The 26,095-nt window shown below is 36.0% G+C and carries 24 protein-coding genes and 1 pseudogene; 17 read left to right on the top strand and 8 right to left on the bottom strand.

The features are described 5' to 3' along the window. Positions 1–87: 87 nt before the first annotated feature. The gene (locus tag AC1Q8M_RS13070; protein ID WP_097945846.1) at positions 88–1,785 is read left to right on the top strand and encodes a M4 family metallopeptidase; all 1,698 of its coding nucleotides are present in this window, start codon (positions 88–90) and stop codon (positions 1,783–1,785) included. 288 nt (positions 1,786–2,073) lie between these two features. On the opposite strand, the gene AC1Q8M_RS13065 is transcribed toward AC1Q8M_RS13070, so the two are convergent. Further along, a complete protein-coding gene (locus AC1Q8M_RS13065) occupies positions 2,074–3,069 on the bottom strand; it encodes a zinc-dependent alcohol dehydrogenase family protein (RefSeq protein ID WP_097945845.1) in 996 nt (331 codons plus the stop codon). 363 nt (positions 3,070–3,432) lie between these two features. Here AC1Q8M_RS13065 and AC1Q8M_RS13060 point away from each other — a divergent pair. The 8 genes and pseudogenes from AC1Q8M_RS13060 to AC1Q8M_RS13025 all read left to right on the top strand — a co-directional run. Further along, a pseudogene (locus AC1Q8M_RS13060) lies at positions 3,433–3,948 on the top strand (glucose-6-phosphate dehydrogenase); the annotation flags it as partial. Positions 3,949–4,313: 365 nt separating this feature from the next. After that, complete coding sequence (gene zwf / locus AC1Q8M_RS13055) at positions 4,314–5,798, top strand: glucose-6-phosphate dehydrogenase (protein ID WP_016512522.1); 1,485 nt, start codon at positions 4,314–4,316, stop codon at positions 5,796–5,798. A gap of 39 nt (positions 5,799–5,837) precedes the next feature. Beyond that, positions 5,838–7,832 carry a transketolase gene (gene tkt, locus AC1Q8M_RS13050; RefSeq protein ID WP_098855401.1) on the top strand — a complete coding sequence of 665 codons (1,995 nt, stop codon included), beginning with the start codon at positions 5,838–5,840 and terminating at the stop codon, positions 7,830–7,832. A 112-nt stretch (positions 7,833–7,944) separates the two neighbouring features. Continuing rightward, a complete protein-coding gene (gnd, locus tag AC1Q8M_RS13045) occupies positions 7,945–8,838 on the top strand; it encodes a phosphogluconate dehydrogenase (NAD(+)-dependent, decarboxylating) (RefSeq protein ID WP_001195925.1) in 894 nt (297 codons plus the stop codon). A 109-nt stretch (positions 8,839–8,947) separates the two neighbouring features. Continuing rightward, positions 8,948–9,616, top strand: coding sequence for a fructose-6-phosphate aldolase (fsa, locus tag AC1Q8M_RS13040; protein WP_000667692.1), 669 nt, complete (start codon positions 8,948–8,950; stop codon positions 9,614–9,616). A gap of 395 nt (positions 9,617–10,011) precedes the next feature. Next, complete coding sequence (gene gntP, locus AC1Q8M_RS13035) at positions 10,012–11,337, top strand: gluconate permease GntP (protein ID WP_071714595.1); 1,326 nt, start codon at positions 10,012–10,014, stop codon at positions 11,335–11,337. Between the two features lie 131 nt (positions 11,338–11,468). After that, positions 11,469–13,010, top strand: coding sequence for a gluconokinase (gntK, locus tag AC1Q8M_RS13030; RefSeq protein WP_065229121.1), 1,542 nt, complete (start codon positions 11,469–11,471; stop codon positions 13,008–13,010). A 120-nt stretch (positions 13,011–13,130) separates the two neighbouring features. After that, a complete protein-coding gene (locus AC1Q8M_RS13025; protein ID WP_098400766.1) occupies positions 13,131–14,198 on the top strand; it encodes a lactonase family protein in 1,068 nt (355 codons plus the stop codon). A gap of 69 nt (positions 14,199–14,267) precedes the next feature. On the opposite strand, the gene AC1Q8M_RS13020 is transcribed toward AC1Q8M_RS13025, so the two are convergent. Beyond that, positions 14,268–14,441, bottom strand: a complete 174-nt coding sequence (locus AC1Q8M_RS13020) for a DUF1272 domain-containing protein (protein WP_001162788.1) — start codon at positions 14,439–14,441, stop codon at positions 14,268–14,270. A gap of 196 nt (positions 14,442–14,637) precedes the next feature. Here AC1Q8M_RS13020 and AC1Q8M_RS13015 point away from each other — a divergent pair, with 196 nt between their 5' ends. Next, positions 14,638–15,459: a pentapeptide repeat-containing protein gene (locus AC1Q8M_RS13015; protein ID WP_000181453.1), complete on the top strand. Its 822-nt coding sequence runs from the start codon at positions 14,638–14,640 to the stop codon at positions 15,457–15,459. A gap of 19 nt (positions 15,460–15,478) precedes the next feature. Next, complete coding sequence (locus tag AC1Q8M_RS13010) at positions 15,479–15,604, top strand: hypothetical protein (protein WP_254909184.1); 126 nt, start codon at positions 15,479–15,481, stop codon at positions 15,602–15,604. 37 nt (positions 15,605–15,641) lie between these two features. On the opposite strand, the gene AC1Q8M_RS13005 is transcribed toward AC1Q8M_RS13010, so the two are convergent. Then, positions 15,642–16,526, bottom strand: coding sequence for a DMT family transporter (locus tag AC1Q8M_RS13005; RefSeq protein ID WP_000814761.1), 885 nt, complete (start codon positions 16,524–16,526; stop codon positions 15,642–15,644). Between the two features lie 205 nt (positions 16,527–16,731). Between AC1Q8M_RS13005 and AC1Q8M_RS13000 the strand changes: the two genes are divergently transcribed. Together AC1Q8M_RS13000 and AC1Q8M_RS12995 are read left to right on the top strand one after the other, a co-directional pair. Next, positions 16,732–16,899, top strand: coding sequence for an SH3 domain-containing protein (locus tag AC1Q8M_RS13000; RefSeq protein WP_000875292.1), 168 nt, complete (start codon positions 16,732–16,734; stop codon positions 16,897–16,899). A 107-nt stretch (positions 16,900–17,006) separates the two neighbouring features. Beyond that, on the top strand, positions 17,007–17,819 hold the full coding sequence (locus AC1Q8M_RS12995) for a glycosyltransferase family 2 protein (RefSeq protein WP_078400293.1): 813 nt from the start codon (positions 17,007–17,009) through the stop codon (positions 17,817–17,819). Here the strand turns inward: AC1Q8M_RS12995 and AC1Q8M_RS12990 are convergent. The 5 genes from AC1Q8M_RS12990 to AC1Q8M_RS12970 all read right to left on the bottom strand — a co-directional run bounded on the left by AC1Q8M_RS12990 (position 17,788) and on the right by AC1Q8M_RS12970 (position 22,657). Then, positions 17,788–18,711: an NAD-dependent epimerase/dehydratase family protein gene (locus AC1Q8M_RS12990; RefSeq protein ID WP_000758373.1), complete on the bottom strand. Its 924-nt coding sequence runs from the start codon at positions 18,709–18,711 to the stop codon at positions 17,788–17,790. The genes AC1Q8M_RS12995 and AC1Q8M_RS12990 overlap by 32 nt on opposite strands. Further along, positions 18,708–19,931, bottom strand: a complete 1,224-nt coding sequence (locus AC1Q8M_RS12985; RefSeq protein WP_000435776.1) for a class I SAM-dependent methyltransferase — start codon at positions 19,929–19,931, stop codon at positions 18,708–18,710. Before AC1Q8M_RS12985 ends, AC1Q8M_RS12990 begins: the two co-directional genes overlap by 4 nt. A 12-nt stretch (positions 19,932–19,943) precedes the next feature. Continuing rightward, entirely contained in the window at positions 19,944–20,999 is a 1,056-nt protein-coding gene (gene rfbG / locus AC1Q8M_RS12980) for a CDP-glucose 4,6-dehydratase (protein ID WP_098352411.1), read from the bottom strand. A 1-nt stretch (position 21,000) separates the two neighbouring features. Further along, positions 21,001–21,768 (bottom strand): glucose-1-phosphate cytidylyltransferase, encoded by a 768-nt coding sequence (gene rfbF / locus AC1Q8M_RS12975; RefSeq protein WP_000648806.1) that lies wholly within the window; start codon positions 21,766–21,768, stop codon positions 21,001–21,003. A 115-nt stretch (positions 21,769–21,883) separates the two neighbouring features. Beyond that, complete coding sequence (locus tag AC1Q8M_RS12970) at positions 21,884–22,657, bottom strand: glycosyltransferase family 2 protein (RefSeq protein ID WP_000750972.1); 774 nt, start codon at positions 22,655–22,657, stop codon at positions 21,884–21,886. A 261-nt stretch (positions 22,658–22,918) separates the two neighbouring features. Here AC1Q8M_RS12970 and AC1Q8M_RS12965 point away from each other — a divergent pair, with 261 nt between their 5' ends. From AC1Q8M_RS12965 to AC1Q8M_RS12950, 4 genes are all read left to right on the top strand, one after another. After that, positions 22,919–23,326, top strand: coding sequence for a MerR family transcriptional regulator (locus AC1Q8M_RS12965; RefSeq protein WP_000285635.1), 408 nt, complete (start codon positions 22,919–22,921; stop codon positions 23,324–23,326). Between the two features lie 119 nt (positions 23,327–23,445). Beyond that, positions 23,446–24,774 carry a hemolysin family protein gene (locus AC1Q8M_RS12960; RefSeq protein ID WP_000402258.1) on the top strand — a complete coding sequence of 443 codons (1,329 nt, stop codon included), beginning with the start codon at positions 23,446–23,448 and terminating at the stop codon, positions 24,772–24,774. A 52-nt stretch (positions 24,775–24,826) separates the two neighbouring features. After that, a complete protein-coding gene (locus AC1Q8M_RS12955; RefSeq protein WP_000613876.1) occupies positions 24,827–25,240 on the top strand; it encodes an ATP synthase subunit I in 414 nt (137 codons plus the stop codon). 198 nt (positions 25,241–25,438) lie between these two features. After that, entirely contained in the window at positions 25,439–25,987 is a 549-nt protein-coding gene (locus AC1Q8M_RS12950; RefSeq protein ID WP_000938441.1) for a DUF2179 domain-containing protein, read from the top strand. The last annotated feature ends 108 nt before the right edge of the window (positions 25,988–26,095 follow it).

The raw sequence follows: 26,095 nt of genomic DNA, 5'->3' as shown, positions 1-26,095 counted from the left end.
AACATAGATAGTTTGAAATATCTATGTTTCCAATTTTGAAAAAAACATTTATTTAACTTAATAATAAGATTATAAAGGAGTAAGAATATGAATAATTTCGTAAAGGTAGGTTTAACTACAGGAGTGGTGTTATCGGCGATTATGCCTTATGGAGGAGTACATGCGGAAACAGAAAATTTAAAAGTGGAAACAAAGGAAGATACGTTCCGAACAGGTAATTTAACAGCACCTTCTCAAAATTCGGCAGAAAATGTAGCAAAGGATGCACTAAAAGGAAAAACAGAACAAGCATTATCATCAAAGCAAGTTAATACGGAATCCAAAGTTAATTATAATGTTACGCAAAGTCGTAAATCTTATGATGGTACTACATTGGTACGTCTTCAACAAACGTATGAAGGACGTGATGTATACGGATATCAACTAACAGCACATATTAATGATGATGGTGTACTTACGAGCGTTTCGGGAGATAGTGCCCAAGATTTACAACAACAGGAAGATTTGAAACAACCTATTACTCTATCAGAAGAGGATGCAAAGAAACAGCTTTTCAACATCTATGGAAATGATCTCACATTTATTGAAGAACCAGAAATTAAACAAGTGGTATATGTAGATGAAAATACAAATAAAGCTACAAACGCATATCAAATTACTTTTAGTGCATCTACACCTGAATATGTATCCGGTACAGTATTAATTGATGCTTTTGGTGGTAATCTATTAAAAGAACTCGTTCAAAAATTGGGTATACAAGTAGAGAGTAGTATTGTCCAATCTGCGACATCAAATAAATCAACAGATCCTTCAAAATTAACAGGTACAGGAAAAGATGACTTAGGTATTAATCGTACGTTTGGAATTACACAAAGAAGTGATGGAACGTACATGCTTGCAGATTATTCTCGTGGTAAGGGAATTGAAACATATACTGCTAATTATAAAGATTATAATAATTATAGAAGAAATGTATGGGGTTATCTCGATGATTTAGTAACAAGTAATTCTACAAATTTTACAGATCCTAAAGCAGTTAGTGCCCATTATTTAGCAACGAAAGTATATGATTTTTATCAAGAAAAATATGGCCGTAACAGCTTTGATAATAACGGACAAAAAGTAATTTCTGTCGTTCATGGTTGGAACACAAATGGTACGAATAAAGGAAATCCTAAGCAGTGGTTTAATGCATTTAGTAATGGCGCTATGCTAGTATACGGAGATCCAATTGTTAGAGCATTTGATGTGGCAGGACATGAATTTACACACGCGGTTACAAGAAATGAGTCTGGACTTGAGTACGCAGGAGAAGCTGGTGCAATTAATGAAGCGTTATCTGATATTTTAGGAGTAGCCGTTGAAAAGTATGCCAATAACGGAAAGTTCAATTGGACAATGGGAGAACAATCAGGTCGTATTTTTAGAGATATGAAAAACCCATCATCTATCTCTTCTAGATATCCAGAGGATTATAGGCATTATAATAACTTACCTATTGATGCTGACCACGATCATGGTGGTGTACACACGAACTCTAGCATTATTAATAAAGTAGCTTACTTGATTGCTAGTGGTGGAAGCCATAATGGAGTAAACATACATGGCATTGGAGAAGATAAAATGTTTGATATTTTCTATTATGCAAATACGGATGAATTAAATATGACTTCTGATTTTAAAGAATTAAAAGAAGCTTGTATTCGTGTAGCAACGAACTTATATGGTAAAGACTCATTAGAAGTACAAGCTGTCCAACAAGCCTTTAAAGCAGCGTATATTTAATATTATTGTGATGAATTACAAACTCTTTCATTTTAATATAGTGATTAATTTGTATTAATAGACAAAAACCTTGTAGAATTTTTCTGCAAGGTTTTTTTGAATGTTATCCCGCTATTTGCTGGGCAGTAAGACCCCCACCTCAAAATTTAGCTGTTATTTTTTTACTTGTTGTAAAGGATGGAAAGCTTTTAAGGTTGTGGTACGCCTTTTAAGAAAAAGATAAGGCGAAGCGATCTCGCTGTTATTTTCCAACAACAAACATTTGATATTTGTATTATTTAGTGAAAGTTACCAAACGTTTTTCAAAACTATTTTACCTATTGCTTTATTTGACTCCAAATATTCATGTGCTTGTGCAACTTCATCAAACGTAAAAGGTTTAGAATCTAGCAATGGACGAAGTTTTCCTTCTTCTACAATTTGCGTTATTTTCGTTAAGATTTCTCCGCAATCATTACGCTTATCTGTATGTAATATTTTTAACGCCATAAAAGTAACGTGCAGAGAGAGTCCTTTTGCGTGTAAAGGAGAGAGGTCATGGGTTGAACGAGCGGCGATTGTTACGACGATTCCATTGACCGCAGCAGCTTCAAAAGAATGATCAAGATTCTTGCCGCCTACTGTATCAAATATAACTTCAAATCCGTTTCCATTCGTATGTTTTTGTACATATTCTTGAACAGATTCTTCTTTATAATTAATAGCTATATCGGCTCCTAAACGATGGGCTATTTCCATTTTGTTTTGCTGAGAAGCTGTTGTGAAAACTTTAGCGCCTGCCCATTTAGCTAGTTGAATGGCTACGTGTCCTACGCCACCAGTAGCTCCATGAATGAGAACATTTTGACCAGGTTTAATATTTGCACGATCAAATAAAGATTCCCAAGCTGTAATTGCAACTAATGGTAGAGCAGCAGCTTCTTCCATTGTTAAATTGTTAGGTTTGTGAGCAATTAATCGTGCATCAGCAAGCATAAATTCTGCAAGTGCACCTCCAGTTTCTTTAAAACCTCCGGCACATCCGTATACTTTATCCCCTGATTTGAATTTCGAAACACCTTCTCCTACTTCAATAACAATACCAGCTACATCGCCGTGTAATATAGCTGGAAACTCAGGAGCGACGGCTGAAACGGCACCACTACGCATTTTTGTATCGATTGGATTTACACTTGTTGCTTTTACATCGATTAGAACATGACCTGGTAAAAGTTTTGGTTTTGAAACTTCTTCTAATTGAAATACAGATGAATCCCCAAAAGAATGGATAATTTGTGCTTTCATAGTTTATACCTCCTGTTTGTGGTTATAGCATAGCAAAGTACGGAAAATAAGTATAATATTTTGAATTTTGTTAGTGAGAATTTTATATAGAGAAGGGGAAAGTACGTGAAATAATGTAACGTACTTGCGAAAGCAATTGTAAAGCTTTATGAAGAAAGGGTAGATGTTATTTTTGCAGCATGATTTATTCATTATGTTTATCCCGCTATTTGCCGGGCAGTAAGACCCCCGCCTCAAAATTCAGCGAAAGCAAAGAAGTTAGGTGGGAGTTGGGCTGCTCGTAAAAGCCCGATTGGTGAAGGCTAATAATCAGTGGGGATGAACAAAACCTCCACTGATTAAAGTTTCACTTTATTCGGAGCGACAGGGGATTTAGCGAAACGCAAAATTTACCCTGCTTTATATAAACTATTTAGTAATCAAAATATACCACAATCTATTTCGATTATCGGTATTGGCAGAAGGGCAATGTCAGATGTGGAATTTCAAACAAAGGTGGAACAATCCCTTGCTACATTTTCTAGAATATCTTCTGATGACGAATCAGGAGTAGAAGAATTTATTAGCACATTTCGTTATTGTCAATTAGATACAGCGAATATAGTGAGCTATCAAGATTTACTGAGCCTTGTAAAAAAGCGTGAAACAGAATTAAATATTTCTGAAAACCGTATGTTTTATCTATCTGTTGTACCAGAAGTATTTGATGTGATTGCTTTAAATATTAAAGAGAGTGGATTGTGGACTACAAAAGGATTAAACCGTCTTATTATAGAGAAGCCTTTTGATTATAATGTAACGTCTGCTCGCGAGTTTAACCGGAAATTAATTGAAGATTTTGATGAAACTGATATTTATTATATCAATCATTATCTTTGAAAATGAATGGTAACTAGGAATACACTTAGAAAAGTATTACAAAATAAATAGTATTTAATTCAAGACATTTTTATTGACGATAATAATTTATGTGATTAATATACTAGACATAGGATTACTTAATTACTAAAAGTAATTAGATATAAAATATTTCGTTAAGTTCTATAAATAAGTAAGTTGCAGTAGAAATGCTTTGAATTGCCACTATTAATATTGGGGACAATGAGAGAGCGAAAGGTATAAAAAGAATTGGAATTAGATAACTCTTTGTTTTTTATAAAAACAGGAAGTATAAGAGTATGAGCTTCTGTACAATTCATTTTTAGTATATTGACGAGGATTATACAACAAGAGGGGGACTGAACTTGGAATCAATGACCTTTGTTTTATTTGGAGCGACAGGGGACTTAGCGAAACGCAAAATTTACCCCGCGCTATATAACTTATATAGAGATCAAAAGCTTCCAAAGCAAATATCTGTTATCGGGCTTGGAAGACGTCAAGTATCTCATGAAGATTTTCAAGAAAGAATAAAAGAATCAATAGAGACGTTTTCTCGTCAGAGGGAAGAAGGTACTCCGGAACTGGAAGGTTTTTTAGATAATTTTCGCTATTGTCCATTAGATGTGAGTAAGCCGGAAGACTATGAGAGATTATTACAAGTCGTTCGTGAAAGGGAAGAAGAACTACATATAAAAGGTAATAGAATGTTTTATCTTTCCGTTGCTCCTGAATTTTTCGAGACGATTGCTTTAAATATTAAGGAAAGCGGACTTGATAAAACGGATGGATGGAAACGCCTGATGATTGAGAAACCGTTTGGGCACGACCTTACATCTGCTCGTGAGCTTAATGATAAGCTTAGTCGCACGTTTGAAGAAGACGAGATATACCGTATCGATCATTATTTAGGTAAACCGATGATTCAAAATCTTGAAGCGCTAGAATTTGCAAATCCTGTTCTCCAGTCGATTTGGAATAAAGAACATATAGCGAATGTACAAATCACAGCTAGTGAAACAGTTGGGGTTGAAGAAAGGGCAGGATATTATGACCAGGCAGGAGCCATTCGAGATATGGTTCAAAATCATATGTTACAAATATTAATGATGACTGCTATGAATCTGCCGGAAAAGGTTAATGCGTGTGAAATTCGAGAGGAAAAACGAAAAGTAATGGAGACGCTTCGTAAAGTGAAAAAAGAAGACGTTCAAAACCATATCGTTCGCGGTCAATACGCTTCAGGAGAGATAAAAGGCGGGCAAGTTGTAGCATATAAAGAGGAACCAGGAGTAAATCCTTCTTCTAACATAGACACATTTGTTGCTGCTCGCTTGTGGATCGATAATCCGTTTTGGACTGGCGTTCCATTTTATATACGAACAGGAAAACGAATGAAAGAAAAGTCTACTCGTATTGTAATCGAATTTAAAAATACGTTAAAACAGCAATATCAAGATAATAATCCAAATGCAGAACCTAACTTATTAATAATTGAAATTAGCCCAGGTGAGAACGTTTCATTACAGTTAAATAGTAAAAATCCATTGAAAAATGGAGAAATTGAACCGATGCGTATTAACTTTACTTGTGACCAGGCGGATGTGGGAGTACCTGAAGCGTATGAGAGACTCATTCATGATGCTGTGAGTGGAGACGCTACATTCTTTGCACATTGGAGAGAAGTTGAATTGTCATGGGAATGGGTACAACCAATTCTTGAAGCGTTCGAGGAAAACTTATTACCGCTTCATGAATATGAGTCTGGTTCATATGGTCCAGAAGCGTCTAATGAACTGTTGCAAGAAAGTGGATTTAAATGGTGGTTAGATCAAGAGACGGAAAAATAAGTACTTTCTTTCATGAAAGCATTTAGGGGGACGATTACTATGACACAAAACATAAATCAATTAGCAGTGAATACACTTCGTACGTTATCGATTGATGCTATTAATGCGGCAAACTCAGGTCATCCAGGTCTTCCGATGGGAGCAGCACCAATGGCTTATGCATTATGGGCGAATCATTTAAATTACAATCCTAATCACCCAGAATGGTTTAACCGTGATCGTTTCGTTTTATCGGCGGGACATGGATCTAGTCTGTTATATAGCCTGCTTCATTTAGCTGGATATGATGTTTCAATTGATGACTTGAAAAACTTCAGAAAGTTAAATAGTAAAACACCAGGACATCCTGAGTTTGGTCATACTTCTGGAGTCGAAGCGACGACAGGCCCGTTAGGACAAGGGATTGCCAATGCTGTCGGAATGGCAATGGCAGAAGCGCATTTAGCGGCGAAGTTCAATAAGGATAGTCACTCTATTATAAATCACAATACGTACGCTTTAGTCGGAGATGGTGACTTAATGGAGGGTGTCGCTTATGAAGCGATGTCAATGGCAGGACATATGAAACTTGGCAAGTTAATTGTACTGTATGATTCAAATGAAATTTCACTTGATGGTGAATTAGGCATTGCTTTCTCTGAAGATATTCAGAAAAGGGCAGAATCTGTACATTGGCAATATGTAAGAGTTGAAGATGGAAACGATGTCGATGCTATTACAAAAGCTATTCAATCAGCGAAAGAAAATACGGATCAACCTACTCTTATAGAAATTAGAACTATTATAGGTTATGGAAGTCCAAAAGTTGCTGGAACGAACAAAGCACATGGTAATCCGCTTGGCGTAGAAGAGGCAACAGCGACAAAACAAGTGTATGGTTGGGATTATGAGGAAGATTTCTTTGTACCTGAAGAAGTAAAAGCTCATTTTAATGAACTGAAACAAAAAGGTATTGAAAAAGAAAATGACTGGAATGAGCAGTTCAACTCATACAGAGAGTCGAACCCTGCACTAGCAGATGAATTAGAAAAAGCGATTACAGGTGATGTTTTAATTGAAGCGAAAGACATTCTATCCTTTGATATTGAAAAAACGATTTCCACTCGTGTTGCAAGTGGGGAAGCTATTAATCATTATGTGAAATCGATTCCTTCTATTTTCGGTGGAAGTGCAGATCTTTCTCATTCCACTATGACAGATATAAAAGGTGAAGCTGTGTACGCGGTAGAATCGTATGCTGGACGAAATATATACTTCGGTGTACGTGAACATGCAATGGGCGCGGCAGCGAATGGACTGGCTCTCCATGGAGGAGTAAAACCTTTCGTAAGTACATTCTTTGTGTTTAATGATTACCTTCGTCCATCGATTCGACTGGCTGCACTGCAAAATTTACCTGTTACTTACGTATTTACACATGATTCGATTGCTGTAGGAGAAGATGGTCCAACGCATGAACCAATTGAACAATTGGCAGCGCTTCGAGCAATTCCTGGTCTAACAGTTATCCGTCCGTCAGATGCAAATGAAACAGCAAGTGCTTGGGCGTATGCTTTACAGCAAACGGATGGTCCAGTCGTTTTAGTACTGAGCCGTCAAAATTTACCGGTGTTTAATGAAACGAAAGCGAACATAGAGAATCTCTCTAAAGGAGCTTACGTATTAACACAAACAAATGAAAATCCGGATGTAATTTTAATTGCGACAGGTTCTGAAGTATCCTTAGCTGCTAGTGCGAAAGCAAAATTAGAAGAAGATCAAGTTTCTGTTCGCATCGTTGCAATGCCGAGCTGGGAGTTATTCGATCGCCAATCGAACGAATATAAAGAATCCGTTCTTCCGTCTTCTATAACGAAACGAGTATCTCTTGAAATGGGTGTATCTCTAGGTTGGGAACGTTATGTAGGACAAGAAGGAAAAGTACTATCAATTGAAACATTTGGAGCTTCAGGAACTGGAGCTGAAGTCATGAATCTATTTGGATTTACGACAGAAAATGTTGTTCAAATTACAAAAAATGTGTTGAATTCTTAAGCTATGACTGTGAATACCTTTCTGTACATACTCACATTTCAGTGCTGAAAGGTATTCCAGATTGTAGTGATATGGATTTTTAATAAAAGATGATTTGAGGAGGAATTATATTATGCAAGTAGGATTAATTGGGTTAGGTAAAATGGGATTAAATTTAGGGAAAAATTTAATGGATCATAAACATGAAGTAGTAGCATTTGATTTAAATACGAGCGCAGTAGAAGAAATGAAAGAGTACGGGGCAACGGGTACATCTAGTTTAAGTGAACTTGTTCAGTCATTACAATCACCAAGAATTCTTTGGGTAATGGTACCACACGCTGTTGTTGATTCTGTTATTGATGAGGTTACACCACTTTTATCAAAAGGAGATATTTTAATTGAAGCTGGTAATTCACATTATAAAGAGTCTATCCGCCGATATGAGCAATTAAAGAAAGATGGCATTCACTTTATGGATGCAGGAACTTCTGGCGGAATGGAAGGCGCTCGTAATGGTGCTTGTTACATGATCGGAGGAGATCAAGAAGCTTGGGACATCGTTGAACCTATCTTCCGCGATACTGCTGTAGAAAATGGATTCTTATATGCTGGAAAAGCTGGTAGTGGTCACTTCTTAAAAATGGTTCATAACGGAATTGAATACGGTATGATGGCTGCTATTGGTGAAGGATTTGAGATTCTAGAGAAAAGTGAATTTGACTACGATTATGAAAAAGTATCAAGAGTATGGAACAACGGTTCAGTAATTCGTTCTTGGTTAATGGAATTAACAGAAAATGCATTTTCTAAAGATGCAAAACTGGATGAAATTAAGGGTGTTATGCATTCTTCTGGTGAAGGAAAATGGACAGTAGAAACAGCATTAGACCTTCAAACAGCAACTCCTGTTATCGCAATGTCTCTATTAATGCGCTACCGCTCATTAGACAATGATACATTTACAGGAAAAGTTGTAGCAGCTCTGCGCAATGAATTTGGCGGACATGCAGTAGAAAAGAAATAAAGTGAAACTTTAATAAATAGGGGCTTTATTCCATACCAATCGGGCTTTTACGGGATAAGCATATTAAACATGTAACTCATCAACGTTTAAAAACTGGAGGGAATTGATCATGAAATTTTTTATTGATACTGCAAATCTTGAGGACATAAAAAAAGCATATAAACTTGGAGTTTTAGCTGGTGTTACAACGAATCCTTCTTTAGTAGCAAAAGAGGGCGTTAAGTTTGAAGACCGTATCGCAGAAATTTGTCAGGCAGTACCTAAAGTTGAGTCTGTTTCGGCAGAAGTAACTCCAGATGCTGTTACAGCTGAAGAAATGATTGCTCAAGCAGAAGAATTAATTAAAATTAACGGTGGTGATAAAAACGTCACGATAAAACTTCCAATGACGCTAGCAGGATTAGAAGCTTGTCGCTATCTTACTGAAAAAGGTGTGAAAACGAACGTTACACTTATTTTCACTGTGAACCAAGCACTTTTAGCTGCTCGAGCGGGTGCAACGTACGTTTCTCCATTTTTAGGACGCTTAGATGATATTTCTGAAGATGGTGTATTATTAGTTGCTAAAATTGCTGAATTATTCGATGTTCATCAATTAGATACACAAATTATTGCGGCTTCTGTCAGACATCCAGATCATGTAACTCGTGTAGCGATGGCAGGTGCTCATATTGCAACAATTCCTTATAAAGTAATTGAACAACTTGCTATGCACCCATTAACAGACCAAGGTATTGAGAAGTTTGCTGCGGATTGGGCGAAAGCTCCTAAATTATAATGCATGAAAGTGAAGGTGCTTTCCGAAAATTGCTTTTCATGAGAGGACAAATCCTAAGTAACTTCATCGTTTAAACTGGATCCTGAGTTTGTAGTCTTACTACGTGAAAACAGCAGAGAAGAAAGTGTCATTCACTTTTAAAAAAGGAAAAATTGATCGCGCGAAGCATTTATCACAATAACATTATAATTATTAAAGAGAAATCCCCTTATTAGAGAGATGAGTTATAGTGTATCTCTAATAAGGGAGATTCTTTTTATATAAATCATTATGATGTGAAGATGCTTTTAAGTGTATAGCAATATGTAAAGGTATCTTTTACTCAAGTAAGAACTATATAGGTTCTTTTAATTATATAGTAATTACGAAAGGGTTTACATAAAGGGGGATTGAGTATGAATATGTACCTTTTAATGATTACATTATTATCAATTGTAATTGTTATTTTAGGGGTATCTTGGTGGAGATGGCATGCGTTTATTAGTTTAACGATTGCAAGTTTGTTTTTAGCAATTATGTCTGGAATGCCAATGGATAAAATAGTGAGTGCTTATGAAACGGGAGTCGGAAGTGTTCTAGGACATTTAGTAGGCATTTTAGTATTAGGTACAATTTTAGGGAAAATGATGGCAGAGTCAGGTGCTGGAATGCAAGTGGCAGAGTTCTTTATTAAATCCTTTGGGATAAAAAACTTACCATGGGCTATGTTAATTGCAGGTTTTATTATTGGAATTCCGGTGTTTTTTGAAGTAGGTATTTTAATATTACTGCCGTTAGTAATTTCAATTCATAAAACTACGAAACAAAATATTTTATTGATAGCGTTACCAGCAATTGCTGGGCTATCTGTCGTACACGGCCTTGTTCCTCCACATCCAGGGGCAATCGTTGCAATTGGTATTTATAAAGCGAATCTTGGGAAGGTACTATTGTATTCACTCATTATTACATTTTTTGCAGCGATTATTGCAGGTCCTATATTCGCTAAATGGATTCACAAACGTGTAATTCCTGAAAATGAGCCAGAATTGATTCGTGTAAATACAAAATCAACGAAATTACCAGGAATAGGAGTTTCATTTTTAGTTATTTTGTTACCTGTTATGTTAATGGTTTTAGCTGCAGCAGCTCCTTATGTGCCCCTTTCTACTACTTTGATGAAGACTGTCACATTAATCGGTAGTCCTATCATTGCACTATTGATTGCATGTTTTGCAGCGTTTTATTTTCTTGGATTTCGCCAAGGTATCGATAAAAAGGCTATTAAGAAGGTAACAGAAGATAGCTTATTACCAATCGGTTCAATTGTTGCGATTATTGGTGCTGGAGGAGGATTTAAGCAAATTCTTATCGATAGTGGCGTAGGGAATGCTATTGCTCAAATGTCTGAGCATTTAGCACTATCTCCAATTGTATTAGCATTTATAGTAGCAGGATTAATTCGAATTGCGACAGGGTCAGCGACAGTCGCTTTAACAACAGCAGCGGGTATCGTTTCGCCAATCGTTGAAAATACAACAGGTGTGAACTTAGAGTTACTCGTTATTGCAACAGGTGCAGGAGCATTAATGTTTTCACACGTAAACGATGCTGGTTTTTGGATGGTAAAAGAATACCTAGGTTTAACAGTGAAAGAAACATTTAAAACATGGACAGTATTAGAAACGTTACTTTCATTTATCGCTTTTGGAGGAGTTTTACTACTCGATATGTTTGTTTAAAATAAGGATATTTTTATATGAATGTAGAGAGATAACTTTAGCACATAACGTTATGAATAGATAAAATAAATGTATTTTTATGGTTCTTATATTATTAGGATACTATAGGGATTTTTTGTTAGGAGGAAGAAATGGTGAGCTCAAAATATATGATTGGTGTAGACATTGGGACAACTAGTACAAAATCAGTTCTATTTTCTACTGATGGATCTGTTATTGCTAGTCATGGAATTGAATATCCTTTATATTCTCCTACGCCTGAAACAGCGGAACAAGACCCAGAAGAAATTTTTCGTGCAGTAATAAATACGATTAAAGAAACTATACGATCAAGTAGTGTACAGCCAAGTGATATTCTTTGTGTCTCTTTTAGTTCGGCAATGCATAGTCTCATTGCTGTAGATGAAAAGGGGAATCCATTAACGGGATGTATTACTTGGGCAGATAATAGAAGTGCAAGCTGGGCGGAGAAAATAAAGAATGATATGAATGGTCATGAAATTTACCTTCGTACTGGCACACCAATTCATCCTATGTCACCGCTTTCGAAATTAGTTTGGCTACAGAATGAGCAGGCAGAATTGTTTGCAAAAAGTTATAAATTTATTTCTATTAAAGAATATGTTTTTTACAAGTTATATAAAGAGTATGTAATTGATTATTCTATAGCGTCAGCAACAGGGATGTTTAATTTGAAATCTTTAAAATGGGATGAAGAGGCTTTACATGTTGCGGGAATTACAGATGAAAAGCTTTCTAAACTTGTTCCAACAACGCACAGTTTAACAGGATTAGATGAAGAGCTTGCCAAAGAGATGAATGTACTTGTTTCTACGCCTTTTGTAGTAGGAGCGAGTGATGGAGTACTATCTAATTTAGGTGTAAATGCAATAGATCCTGGCGTTGTGGCTGTTACCATTGGTACAAGCGGTGCGATACGTGCTGTAACAGATCGTCCTGTAACAGATCCGAAAGGTAGAATTTTTTGTTATGCGTTAACTGAAGACCATTGGGTAATCGGTGGACCAGTAAATAACGGCGGTATGATTTTCAGATGGGCTCGTGACCAATTAGGCACTTCAGAGATTGAACTTGCGAAGCGTTTAGGGAAAGATCCATATGAAGTACTTACTGAAATAGCGGCAAAAGTGAATCCTGGATCTGACGGTTTATTATTTCACCCGTATTTAGCAGGGGAAAGAGCTCCTTTATGGAATGCAAATGCACGAGGATCTTTCTTTGGACTCGGATTGCATCATAAGAAAGAACATCTTATCCGTGCTGTTTTAGAAGGAGTAATTTATAACTTGTATACCGTTCTTCTCGCTTTAAAAGAGTTAATTGGCGAACCGAAAAAAATTCAAGCGACAGGCGGCTTTGCAAGGTCGGAACTTTGGAGACAGATGATGGCGGATATCTTCCATCAAGACGTATATGTTCCGGAAAGTTTTGAAAGCTCTTGCTTAGGAGCTGCAATCCTCGGTTTATATAGTTTAGGTGAAATAGATACATTATCCGTAGTTTCTGAAATGGTAGGTGCAGATTTTCATCATGAGCCAAACATGGAAAGTGTGGAAAAATATAAAGATTTAACGCCAATCTATATTCGTCTGTCCCGTCAATTGGAAGAAGAATATGAAAGTATAGCAGCGTATCAAAAAAAGTGGGTTTAAAAGCTATTTACCAAGAAAATATGGTAACGTATAAAGAAGTACTCCGATTTTTTTGGATACTCTTTCAACATAAAATATTTTAAGAAGCATGATGAACGTAAAATATAGGGAGAGAGGGTTATGAAAATGAAGGATAACAAAGAGTTTATTGGATATGTTGGAACTTACACGAAAGAAAATAGCGAAGGAATATATAAGTTTACTTTAGACACAGAAGCAAAAAAAATTAGTAATGTAACACTTGCCGCTAAGCTGGATAACCCTACATATGTAACGATTAACCAAAATAATGAATATCTCTATTCTGTTGTTAAGGAAGGCGAATCTGGCGGTGTAGCTGCGTATTCCATTGATAGTCATACTGGAGAACTAAAAGCGAGAAATAGACAAGTAGTAGAAGGTGCTTCTCCTTGTCATATTAGTGTTGATAGTGGAAATCATACAGTAGTTACAGCGAATTACCATAAAGGAACGATTGAGTCTTTTGAAATAAATGAAGAAGATGGAACTGTAAATCCTGCTTCATCTATTATGGCGCATGAAGGTTCAGGTCCGAATAAAGAAAGACAAGAAAAACCACATGCACATTACGCGGGGTACACTCCTGATGAAAAATATGTAGTGGGCGTTGATTTAGGGATAGATAAAATAATTACGTATGAAGTAAAAGATAGTACATTAACAGAAGTGAATCGTTTATCTGTAAATCCAGGAAGTGGTCCAAGACATATTACTTTTCATCCGAATGGAAAGTATGCATATGTGATGACGGAGCTTAGTTCAGAGGTTATTGTGTTAACATATAATCCTGCAGAAGGATCCTTTACAGAATTACAGTATATTTCTACTGTTCCAGAACAATTTGATGAAAATAATCAAGGAAGTGCGATTCATATTTCTTCTGACGGCCGTTTTGTATATGCAGGTAATCGTGGTCATAATAGTATCGCTGTTTATAGCGTAGATCAAAATTCAGGTCAGCTTACATTTGTTGAACACACATCTACAGAAGGAAATTGGCCAAGAGACTTTGTATTAGATCCTACTGAAAAGTTCCTTGTTGCTACAAATGAAAAGTCACATAATCTTGTGTTATTTTTAAGAGATGAATCTACAGGTAAGTTAACACTTTTACAATCTGATGTTGCTGTGCCAGAGCCTGTTTGTGTGAAGTTTGTAAATGTTTAAGTTGTGTTCGATATAATTTCATAAACTCAGAAAATAATAAAAAGCAAAGCGATATCGCTTTGCTTTTTATTATTTCTTTTTCGGTCTACGTACTAATTCGCCGCCGCAGTTTGGACAAACGTTATGTCTTTCTTCTGTACATGGTGCGCAAAATGTACATTCATATACACAAATGTATGCTTCAGAATCTTGTTCGAGCGATTGATCGCAAATTTGACAGTTTGTTTTCATTTCTAGTGCCATAATAAGTCTCCTTTTTAGTTAGAAAATTTATAATTTAATTATAATTCATTAAATAGAAATAGTCCTTTTCAATTGAAAGGAAATCGAATGATAAATTTATGAATTGAAACGAAAGATGCTGGTTTATTTTAAAATTGATTATTTATTACAGTTGGAATATTATGAAATAGTCAAAAGACAACAGGGGGTATAGATTTTGACTAATCATAACGATCATTTAAAAGCAAACTGCGAAACATGCTTCGGTCTATGTTGCGTTGCATTACCGTTTGCAGCATCGGTAGATTTTGCAGTGAATAAAGATGGTGGTAAACCATGTTCCAACTTACAATCAGATTTTAAATGTAGTATACATAAAAATCTTAGAGGAAAAGGTTATAAAGGTTGTACAGTATTTGAATGTTTCGGTGCTGGGCAGAAGATTTCTCAGGGTACGTTTAAAGGGATTGATTGGAGGAAAGATGCAAAGCATGCAAGAAAAATGTACGATGCTTTTCCGGTTATGCATCAACTTCATGAAATGCTTTGGTATTTGAATGAAGCGATTCTTTTAAAGGCAACACAGCCAATTCATAAAGAGCTGGAGACCGCAATTGAGGAGACAGAGCGACTTTCGAATTTAAATCCAGATGAGTTAATGAAAATAAATGTTCCAATGCATAGGGCAGAGGTGAACATTCTTCTTTTAGAAACGAGCGAATTAGTATGGAAGGAAATGAATACTGCGCGTAAGAAACGAATCATTCACCGCGGAGCAGACCTTATGGGAGCGAATCTGAAAAAGAAAAATTTACAAGGTGCAAATTTAAGAGGAGCTTACTTAATTGCGGCTAACTTAAATGGTGCAGATTTAAGAGGGGCAGATCTCATCGGAGCAGATTTGCGAGATGCAGATATTCGCGGGGCTGATTTTACTAATAGTATTTTTCTGACGCAAGTTCAAGTTAATGCTGCTAGAGGGGACAAACATACGAAATTACCGAAATTATTGTCTCGTCCATCGCATTGGAGTGCGTAAAGAGTGAGGAGTATTTAGTGTGGATATATTTCAGTATTTAGAAGAGATGCAAGAGGATGTCTTTTCGTTAGCAGTAGAGCAAATAGAAGCGAAGTATTATGATATATACCGATTTGTATTGGTTTTCACGACCAAGATCCAATAATGCGAACAGGCAGAGACTAAGAATCTCTGCCTGCTTTTTATTTCTTTTCAAAAGTAGTAATTAAAACGCTACATATAATAAGAATACCACCAATAAAAAAGTTACTATTTAATGTTTCATTTAAGAGCAACCAACCAAGTAACGATCCAACGATAGGTTGGAAGAAGAAAAATAAGGAGCCGATGCTTGCATCCAGTAATTCTAATCCTTTATTCCAAAGGAAAAAGGCACCTGCTGTTGAGACGATTCCTAAGTATAATATGCCTAATATTACGTACGTATTTACTGTTCCGATAGAGGCCGCTTGTAGCTCCCATATCATAAAAGGTGTAATAAAAAAGAGTGAAAAGAAAATTGCGTACGTTGTAATAACTAAGGATGAAAATTGGATTGAAGCGATTTTTACATAAATAGATAGTAAAGCCCACGTAATAGCGGCTCCAACTAAAATGATTGTTCCGATAAAATAGGAGCCGATTTCAATATCCCATCCGATTACGATAATGACACCGATTGTCGCTATTATAGTAGATAAAAGTCTACGAGCAGTTAGTTTTTCTTTCAAAATGAGCGCTGCAAATATAACCATAAATGCAGGTGTAGCTGATGTAACTAACGAGCCTGTATGAGCGTCGGATAATTTTGTTCCGATAAATTGGCATGTGATCGAAATGAAATAGCCGATAAATCCAATCCAAGCAAATAGGAGCCAATCTTTTTTGCGAATGGTTACTTTTTTCTTTTGCTTTTTCTCAGCTAGTTTCAAAATGCCATATAAAACAACAAAAGCGATAATAAAGCGTAGCCAAACGAGTGTTAGTGGTGGGATAAAATCGAGTACGTATTTGCTAACAACATACATACCGCCCCATATACTTGCTGCTAGTGATAAGTATATAGCTCCTAAAATTGTTTGTTTCATTTGAAATACCTCCGTCTATTTTTAGGGTAATATGAGCTCCCTAAGACGAGGCATAGTGTATGTGCTAAATGAATGCCCGTCTTAGTTTATAGACGGCCTACAGGTTGATCGTTTTCGAATGAAGTGTTGTAGTACATGAGTGCATTCCTCCTTCATAATTTTATAATGATATTATAACTTAATTTTCAGTTTATTGGAGGTTCTTATGAAATATATCGTTATAAAATCACATGTTAGCAATTATCCTAATCCAATTCGCTTAGAAGAGAGGGGTGTAGTGAAAATGATAGAGAGTTACGTTGGTCCAGAAGACTGGGAAAACTGGATGTTTTATCACGAAGAGAAGTATAACTGGAAAGGATGGGTTTGGTGAGAAGGAACAGATGATGAGAAGGGCTGGACACCAAAGGAAAACTTACAAAAATATTAGTAATACTATTTGTTTAATAATTAGGACACATATTTTTTGTTTGTGAGTATATTGGTTGTAGAGTAAAAAGTAGATTAATAGAGAAAGAGGAGGAGATTGTAATAACTAGAACCGTTATTTCTCATTTTTATAACGAAGAGTATTTACTACCATGGTGGCTTATGCATCACACGAAACTGTTTGATCATGGTATTTTAATTAATAAAGGTTCAACAGATCGTTCCGTTGAGATTTGTAAAAAATTCGCACCGCATTGGGAAGTGCGAGATTCTGTAAATCCAAAGTTTGATGCATATGCGACAGATCATGAAGTGATGAGGATAGAACAAGAAGTACAAGGATGGAAAATGGTTTTAAATACGACTGAGTTTCTTTGCATGCAAGATAAAAATCAGTTTTGGAAATCACTAAATGAATTGGGAGGGAGGATGTATTGGCTGGACGGGCTTATTATGGTTGATGATCCTAACTACAACTATCCGGACCTTAACTTTGGAATACCTTTAATGAAACAGCGATTTCATGGTTATTTACCAGAAGATTGGCCGTCATGGAGAAGAGGTAGATTTATTCATAATCATGAACATGGAAGTTATACGGTTGGAAGACATCTATCCGCGCATGAATCTATGATTTATCCGCCCCTTGCTTGTATATTATGGTTTGGATTTAGTCCGTGGAACGATGTGATGAGAAAGAGAAAGTTACAAATTGGTCCGACTCTTTCTGAAGCTAGTAAGCATGGGGGAATGGGGACGCACCATATTATTACGCCGGAAAGATTAGAAGAATGGTATAAGGAATTAGCGAGAGGAACAAAGGATTTACGTTTTAGTGATGCATATCGTTATGTTTTTGTATAAATGATTTCCACCATAAAATTGTTTCTTCTATTCCTGTATTTAAATCGTATGTTGGTTTCCAGTTTACTTCAGTTTTTAAACGTTCTACACTAACGCCGACAAATAAAGGTTCATCCTTAGAGAAAGGAATCGCGTCTAGTTTAATTAAATGTTCTTTTCCTATTTTTTTAGCGATGATAGAAGCTAGTTCTTTAATTTGTACAGATTGACCTGAAGCGATATTGATGGTGCCTGTAACGCCATGTTCTAATATTGTTACGAGAGCGTCAGCGACGTCACTCACATGGAGGAAATCTCTCGATTGTTTTCCATGTGTACATAGTGCTTCCTCATTTTTTAATAAGGAAGTGATAATGTTAGAAACGAGCCGATTACCTTGTTCGTAAGGTCCATACATATGAAAAATGCGGCTCCAACACATGCTGAGGCCTGTTTGTTGTGCATACGTTTCTAACCAGGAGTGCAGTGTGTTTTTACATAATGAATACGGGGTTTTATAAGAAAGAAGCGGCGAATCTTCAAATAATACGCCGTTAAACCATTCATATTCTGCGCCAGTACCTGCAACGACAACACGCTTTCCGCCGTATGTTGTGAAGTATTGAATCAATGAAATACTAGACTTTAGCCAATAGTAATTATTAATAGATACATAGCATGCTGGTGGCACTGCTTCCCAAGCAAGGTGAATGAGATGGCTAGGCTGAACGTCGGAAATGAATTGTTTTACTACGTCATCGCGAAGCAAGTTTACTTTATGCCAATGGCAAGGGAGGTGAGAGGATTTATTTTTATTATACGTGGCGTGCACTTCATATCCCTTTTGTATAAGTGAATGTACAACATATTTACCTATCCAGCCACTACCACCTGTTACAACAACTTTCTTCATGGCTCGATCACCTCAATTTCTGGAACCGTCACTAAAAATTTACCGCCCCATTCACGAATGAAAGAGCATTCTTTCATAATTTCGTCTTTCAAATTCCAAGGAAGTATAAGAATGTAATCTGGTTTTGTACGTTTAATTTCTGCTGGAGATTTTATTGGAATACGAGTTCCTGGTAAAAGGAGATTTTGTTTGTGAGGATTTTTATCTACTGTATAAGCTAGAAATTCTTTACCTATCCCGCAATAATTCAAAAGGGTGTTTCCTTTAGCTGGAGCACCGTAACCGATAATTTGTTTGTTTAAAGCTTTCGCTTCAATAAAAAACTTTAAAATATTTATTTTCAATTGTTCGATGCGTTTAGAAAAAAGGAGATAGCAATCTAAAGTATCTAACCCGTGGTCGACTTCTTTTTGAATTAATTTTGTAACATTGGAATGGATAGTTGATTGGGCACTTAGATGGTTTACAAAAATCCGTAAGGAACCACCATGCGTTGAAAGTTCTTCTACATCAACAATTTGTAAATGATGATAACTTAAAACTTTTTGAAGGCTTATAAGTGAGAAGTAGGAAAAGTGCTCATGGTAGATAGTATCGAACTGTTTAAAGGATATGAGGTTTAATAAGTGTGGGAATTCAATTGTTATCGTGCCATCTTGTTTTAATAACGTTTTTAAACCGGCAACAAAATCATGCAAGTTTGGAACGTGTGCTAATACGTTATTTGCGACGATTAAATCAGCTTGTGGCAATTTTTTTGCTAAGTCATTACTGAAAAAATTCACATGAGTAGGAATTCCTTTTTTGATAGCAATTTCTGCTACGTTTTTCGCGGGTTCAATTCCCAATGTCTCGATATTTTCTTTTTTAAAGTATTGTAATAAGTACCCATCGTTACTTGCGATTTCAATCACTTTTGAATGTTTCGTTAAGTTGAAACGCTTAATCGCCATTTCTACATATTGTTTAGCGTGTAGTAGCCAACTTGAGGAGTAAGAGCTGAAGTATAAATAGTTATGAAAAATATTTTGTGGAGATTCAAATTCATCTAGCTGTACGAGTAAACAAGAGTTACAAACAAATGTGTGCAGCGGATAAAAAGGTTCCATTTTATATGAGCTTTCAGGAGCTACAAATGAATTAGCAAGAGGGGAAACGCCCAAATCTAAAAAAGTGTTGGTTAGTAATGAGTGGCAAAAACGGCATTTTTTCTGTTCCATTTTATAGCCCCCTTATAAATTTTTGAATGCATCGATTTGTTGTCGTGTGAAAGATTCTATATTTTCACCGGATGCATATTTTTTATACCAATCAACAGTCCAAACGATAGAATCATCTGTTGATAACTTAGGAGTCCAGCCGAGTTTGTTTACTGCTTTTGTACTGTTGAGTGTTAAAATTGGTGATTCATAAGGAGTTTTCGTAGAGGGAGAATGGATTGTGAGTCGTTTATTCCATAATTTCATTACGGATTGAATGATATCATTTACGGTTCTGCTAGATTCATTAATCGGTCCGAAATTCCATGCTTCTGCATATTTAGCATCATTCCAAAGTTTTTCAGCTAAAAGGATATAGCCATGTAGAGGATCTAAAACATGTTGCCACGGACGGATGGCATATTTGTTTCGAATACACAAAGTATGATTGTGCAAATATGCCCGAATGATATCAGGGAATAATCGATCTTCTGCCCAATCACCACCGCCGATGACGTTACCAGCTCTGACTGAGGCGAGTTTCTGGGTATTAGTGCGGAAGAATGATTTTTGATAGGATGTTGCCACTATTTCAGCGCAAGCTTTACTAGCGCTATAAGGGTCGAAACCTCCTAGTCGGTCATTTTCCACGAACGCTCGGTCGCCACTACCGTCATTCTCATAACATTTATCGCTTGTCACATTAATAATGGCACGTACGCTTTCGATGGACTTTGCTGCTTCTAGCACGTGAACAGTACCTAAAACATTCGTTTTGAATGTATCGATAGGGTTTTTGTATGAAGCGGTTACGATTGGCTGAGCTGCTAAATGAAATATTATGTCAGGTTTATGCTGCTTCATGGCATGAAATAAAGAATGGTAATCTGTAATATCGCCTTTCATTGTCGTGCACTCTTTTGCTACGTTACCTTGTTCAAAAATGTTAGGAATGGATGGGGGATGAGAAGAAAAGCCTACTACTTCTGCACCTAAAGAACTTAAGAAAAGGGTGAGCCAGGAGCCTTTAAATCCAGTATGTCCCGTAATAAATACTTTTTTCTTATTCCAAAAAGATGATGAAGCCATATTACCAAACCTTCCACGGAGCGTTATTACTTTCCCATAGCTCGACTAATTTATTTTTATCGCGCAATGTATCCATCGGATGCCAAAAACCAGAATGTTGATATGCGGCCAATTCATTTTTGTTTACTAACTGAACTAAAGAGTCTGTTTCAAAAACAGACTTATCTCCACTAATGTAATTGAAAACTTCAGGATTTAAAACGAAAAATCCACCGTTAACCCATCCGCCATCACCTAATGGTTTTTCTTGAAAAGATGTTACAGACTGTTTATCTAATATGAGAGAACCAAATCTACCAGGAGGTTGTACGGCAGTAACAGTAGCCATTTTTCCATGTTTTTTATGGAATGTAATAAGTTCTTTTATATTTACATTACTTAATCCATCACCATAAGTGAGGCAGAAAGGTTCGTCTCCGACATAATTTTGAATCTTTTTCACTCGGCCACCCGTTTCGGTATTTACACCAGTATCGATTAGTGTAACTTTCCATGGTTCTACACGATGAGAATGGCTAGTAATTGTATTATCGTTTAACTGTATTGTGAAATCAGACATGTGTAAGTTGTAATTTAGAAAGAACTCTTTAATTGCATATCCTTTATAGCCTAAGCAAATAATAAACTCAGTAATCCCGTAATGACTATACAAACTCATAATGTGCCATAGAATAGGTTTTGTTCCAATTTCAATCATAGGTTTCGGTTTTAAATGTGTTTCTTCCCCAATTCTTGTACCGTACCCACCAGCAAGAATAACAGCTTTCATTTTTTCCTCCTAAAATAAAAATTTATTATTTATACAGTATTCATGTTTTATGCAAATGAAATTGTTTTTGATTAAGTGAATGAAAATGTTTGAGGTGATGACGATGCAGAAAATATTACGGTTTGAATTTTGGAAATAATTCTTGATATTCAGGGTTATGACGGAGGTCTTGTGTTAGGTTACTAAGCTCTAAAAAACGTATGTCCAGTACTTCAGGAGATTGACCGTAATGTGTTTGAAGTCCCATTTGAATACCCCTTTTTGAAAGGGTAGGTGTAATTTGTAATTTTCTTGCCTTTGATTGTTCATTCCAAGGGCTAAAATAAAATTTTAAAATAAATGAAGGATAGTCATAAATTATATATCCGTGTCGCGAATGATGTCTACCAGGTAAATATGCACCGTCTAGATGATTGTGAATAAATCTCCAAGCACATCCGAGATTTGGGTTATAAGGGAAGACACCGTGGTATCGCTGTTCTACTAAGGGGATAGAATATCTAGGCTTTGAATAATTATAATTATGATTATCTATCATTAAAATCATTCTAATCGCATACATGTTTTGGCCTAGTGTATGAAGAGATGAAAAAAATTCTTCAGTATTATTACAACAAAAGAATTCAGTAGTATTTAAAACGATTTTCCAACCTGAAACTTCTCTTTCAATTTCCATCACTTCAATATCAGTATTAGTTGGATCAAACTCAAGAAATCTTGAATTTCGTACTTCCCAGTGGGGTGCTAATAGTTTACAAATCTCTACGGAACGATCTGTAGACCCCCTATTAATTAAAATGCCGTGATCGAATATTTTCGTGTGATGCATAAGCCACCATGGAAGTAGGTATTCTTCATTATAAAAATGAGAAATGATTGTCTTTTTCATATTAATTCCCTCCTATACAAGCAATCATTATTAGTAGGATATGCTTTTAAATAAGAAAGGTTAAAAGTGGCAGACAATGTAGTGATTAGGTAGTAGTTTAGTAATTTTATTGTATAAGTGTAGATTACTCGTATTGAATCATCATAGGAGGAGATTGGAATTTTGTATAAATTGTGAATAATAAACCGTCACGTTTGACTGTACAGTTTATGTGTTGTATGATGTAAGTAATATAAACAAGGGGGGAAGATCGTTGGGAAGGTGTATCGAATCGGACAGTTGGCTCTCATGGCTCACGTGTCGAAACGAACGATTGATTATTATACGAATCTAGGTATCTTAAAAGCGGAGCGATCTCAATCTAATTATCGCTATTACGACGAAACAGCATTTGAGACATTACAATTTATTGAGAAGTGCAAAGAAATGCATATGCCGCTTTGTGAGATTAAAGAGAAAATCGAGGAGAAGAAGAAGCTGCTCGGTATCAATGAACACGTTTCGAAACAAGTGAATGAAGTGACAGACCATATTCATCAATTAGAAGTGGAGCTTACTGAGTTAAAGCCGCTTTTAGATGGATTGACTGATTCACAACGTGAAAAAATATCGAAATCTTTATCTGGTCAAACGACAGCTTTAATACAGACACTTGCTCTATTATTATAGAATAAGTGAAATCCGACCTCTTTAATTTTTGTATCGGGCTATGTTTTCTAACAAACAAATAAGAAAACATTATAGTATACAGGAGGTGGACACCTTAGTTTTTTAACTAAGGGGATTCATTGGAAATATTTAATTTAGTCATGGTTGCGATTTTAATCGCATTTACTGGATTTTTCGTAGCAGCAGAGTTTGCGATTGTAAAGATACGTTCAAGCCGTATCGATCAGCTTGTTGCGGAAGGAAAACGCGGTGCTTTAGCAGCGAAAAAGGTAACAACAAATTTAGATGAATATTTATCTGCTTGTCAATTAGGTATTACAGTTACAGCTATGGGATTAGGTTGGTTAGGTGAACCGACAATTGAAAAGTTATTACACCCGTTATTTGAGAAATGGAACTTAAATCCTTCTATTTCATCAGTATTAACATTTGGTCTTGCTTTTATGATTATGACGTATTTACACGTTGTAGTAGGGGAATTAGCTCCGAAAACGATGGCAATTCAAAAGGCTGAAAGGGTAACGTTATTATTGGCAGGTCCATTAATGATGTTCTATAAAGTAATGTATCCATTTATTTGGGTATTGAACGGTTCAGCTCGTGTGATAACTGGTTTATTCGGTTTAAAGCCAGCTTCAGAACATGAAGTAGCTCATACAGAAGAAGAATTACGTCTTATCCTTTCAGATAGCTATGAAAGTGGCGAAATTAATCAAGCTGAATACAAGTATGTAAATAACATTTTTGAATTTGATAATCGTATTGCAAAAGAGATTATGGTACCGCGAACAGAAATCGTTGGTTTCTACCTGGAAGATTCAGTAGAAGAACACATGAAAGTGATCCAAAATGAGCGATACACACGTTATCCGATTTTTGGAGAAGATAAAGATGATATTATCGGTATGGTCAACGTAAAAGATTTCTTTATTCGATATATGACCGAGGATCAAAAAGATTTATCATCTATTCGCTCGTATATGCGTCCGATTATTGAAGTGATGGAAACGACTCCAATTCACGATTTATTACTTCAAATGCAGAAGAAGCGAATTCCGATGGCTGTTTTATATGATGAGTACGGAGGAACAGCTGGAATTGTAACGCTTGAAGATATCTTGGAGGAAATCGTCGGCGAAATTCGTGACGAATATGATGAAGATGAAGCACCACCAATTCAACATGTGAACGAGCAACATATTATTGTTGATGGAAAAGTGCTTATCTCAGAAGTGAAAGATTTATTTGGATTACACATCGAAGAAGATGATGTGGATACAATCGGTGGATGGATTATGATGCAAAATCATGAAATCGAAGAAGGACAACACGTTGAGGCGGAAGGTTATGAATTTAAAGTGTTAGAAAAAGACGCTTACCAAATTAAACGTGTTGAAATTCGTAAGATGGAACAAGAACAAGAAGAAGAGAAAGCAGCAACTGTGTAAGTTGCTGCTTTTCTTCTAAAGTACAAAAAATGAGAACTTAGGAGCGGATATTTTGATTCAAGAAGCCTTACGTGTATATCGATTACAATTGTATGTGATCTTTAGTGGTTTACTACTTATGTGGACGATTACTCCGTTTGGAAAACAAGTGACAGGGTTCGGTATTGGATTAGCAGTAAGCGCCTATTGTCTTTGGTTATTAGCTCGCAGAGTGGAGAAACTCGGGAAAAGTATCGTAATGAAGGAAAAGGCTCCTGGATTAGGAGTTTTAAACCGATTTGCAGCTGCTATTTTAGGAGCTATCATCATGTATGAAATTGAGCATGAAATGGAAATGTGGGCATTTGGTACAGGTATTTTAGGTGGTCACTTTTTAATGATTGCAAATTTAGCGTATGCAAATATGCAGTTAGTGAAAGAAGAAGAGAAGCAAAGGGAACATGCTTCGAAAAACATAGAGCTATGATGAAAGGGACCTAATCGGGTTCCTTTTTTAGTTTAGCGATAATATACAAGTAATCAAATTAACGACAAATATAATACGCTTCTTTTTTGTGTTTTTCAATAGTATGAAAAATAATAAAAAAATTTTAAAAAACCCATCGATTTCTAAAGGTTATGTATGTTATTATGACAAAAGACTTTTTGAAAGAGGTGGATACCAATGTTACAAGCGTTACTTATTTTTGTGCTTCAAATTATTTACGTTCCCATTTTAACAATCCGTACGATTTTGCTTGTAAAGAATCAAACAAGATCCGCTGCTGGTGTTGGATTGTTAGAAGGGGCTATTTACATTGTCAGTTTAGGTATTGTGTTTCAAGATTTATCAAATTGGATGAACATCGTTGCCTATGTCATTGGCTTTAGTACAGGACTATTATTAGGCGGTTATATAGAGAATAAATTAGCAATTGGTTATATTACGTATCAAGTTAGTTTACTAGACCGTTGTAATGAATTAGTAGACGAATTACGTCACTCTGGATTTGGCGTTACAGTATTTGAAGGCGAAGGTATTAATTCTATACGTTATCGCTTAGATATCGTCGCAAAGCGTTCTAGAGAGAAAGAGCTTTTAGAAATCATTAATGAAATTGCACCGAAAGCGTTTATGTCTTCGTATGAAATTCGCTCGTTTAAAGGTGGATATTTAACGAAGGCGATGAAGAAAAGAGCGTTAATGAAGAAGAAAGATGAACATGCATCGTAAAAAAGAGGAATAGTGATGCATTAAAAGCGCAGTATAAGTCCAAATGTAAAAGGGAGGAATCTATTTTGATGTAGATTCCTCTCTTTTTTTATGAAAAATATTCATCTA

Source organism: Bacillus sp. GW823-FHT06A10, from assembly GCF_058795375.1.
This window is presented reverse-complemented; position numbering and strand designations above follow the sequence as displayed.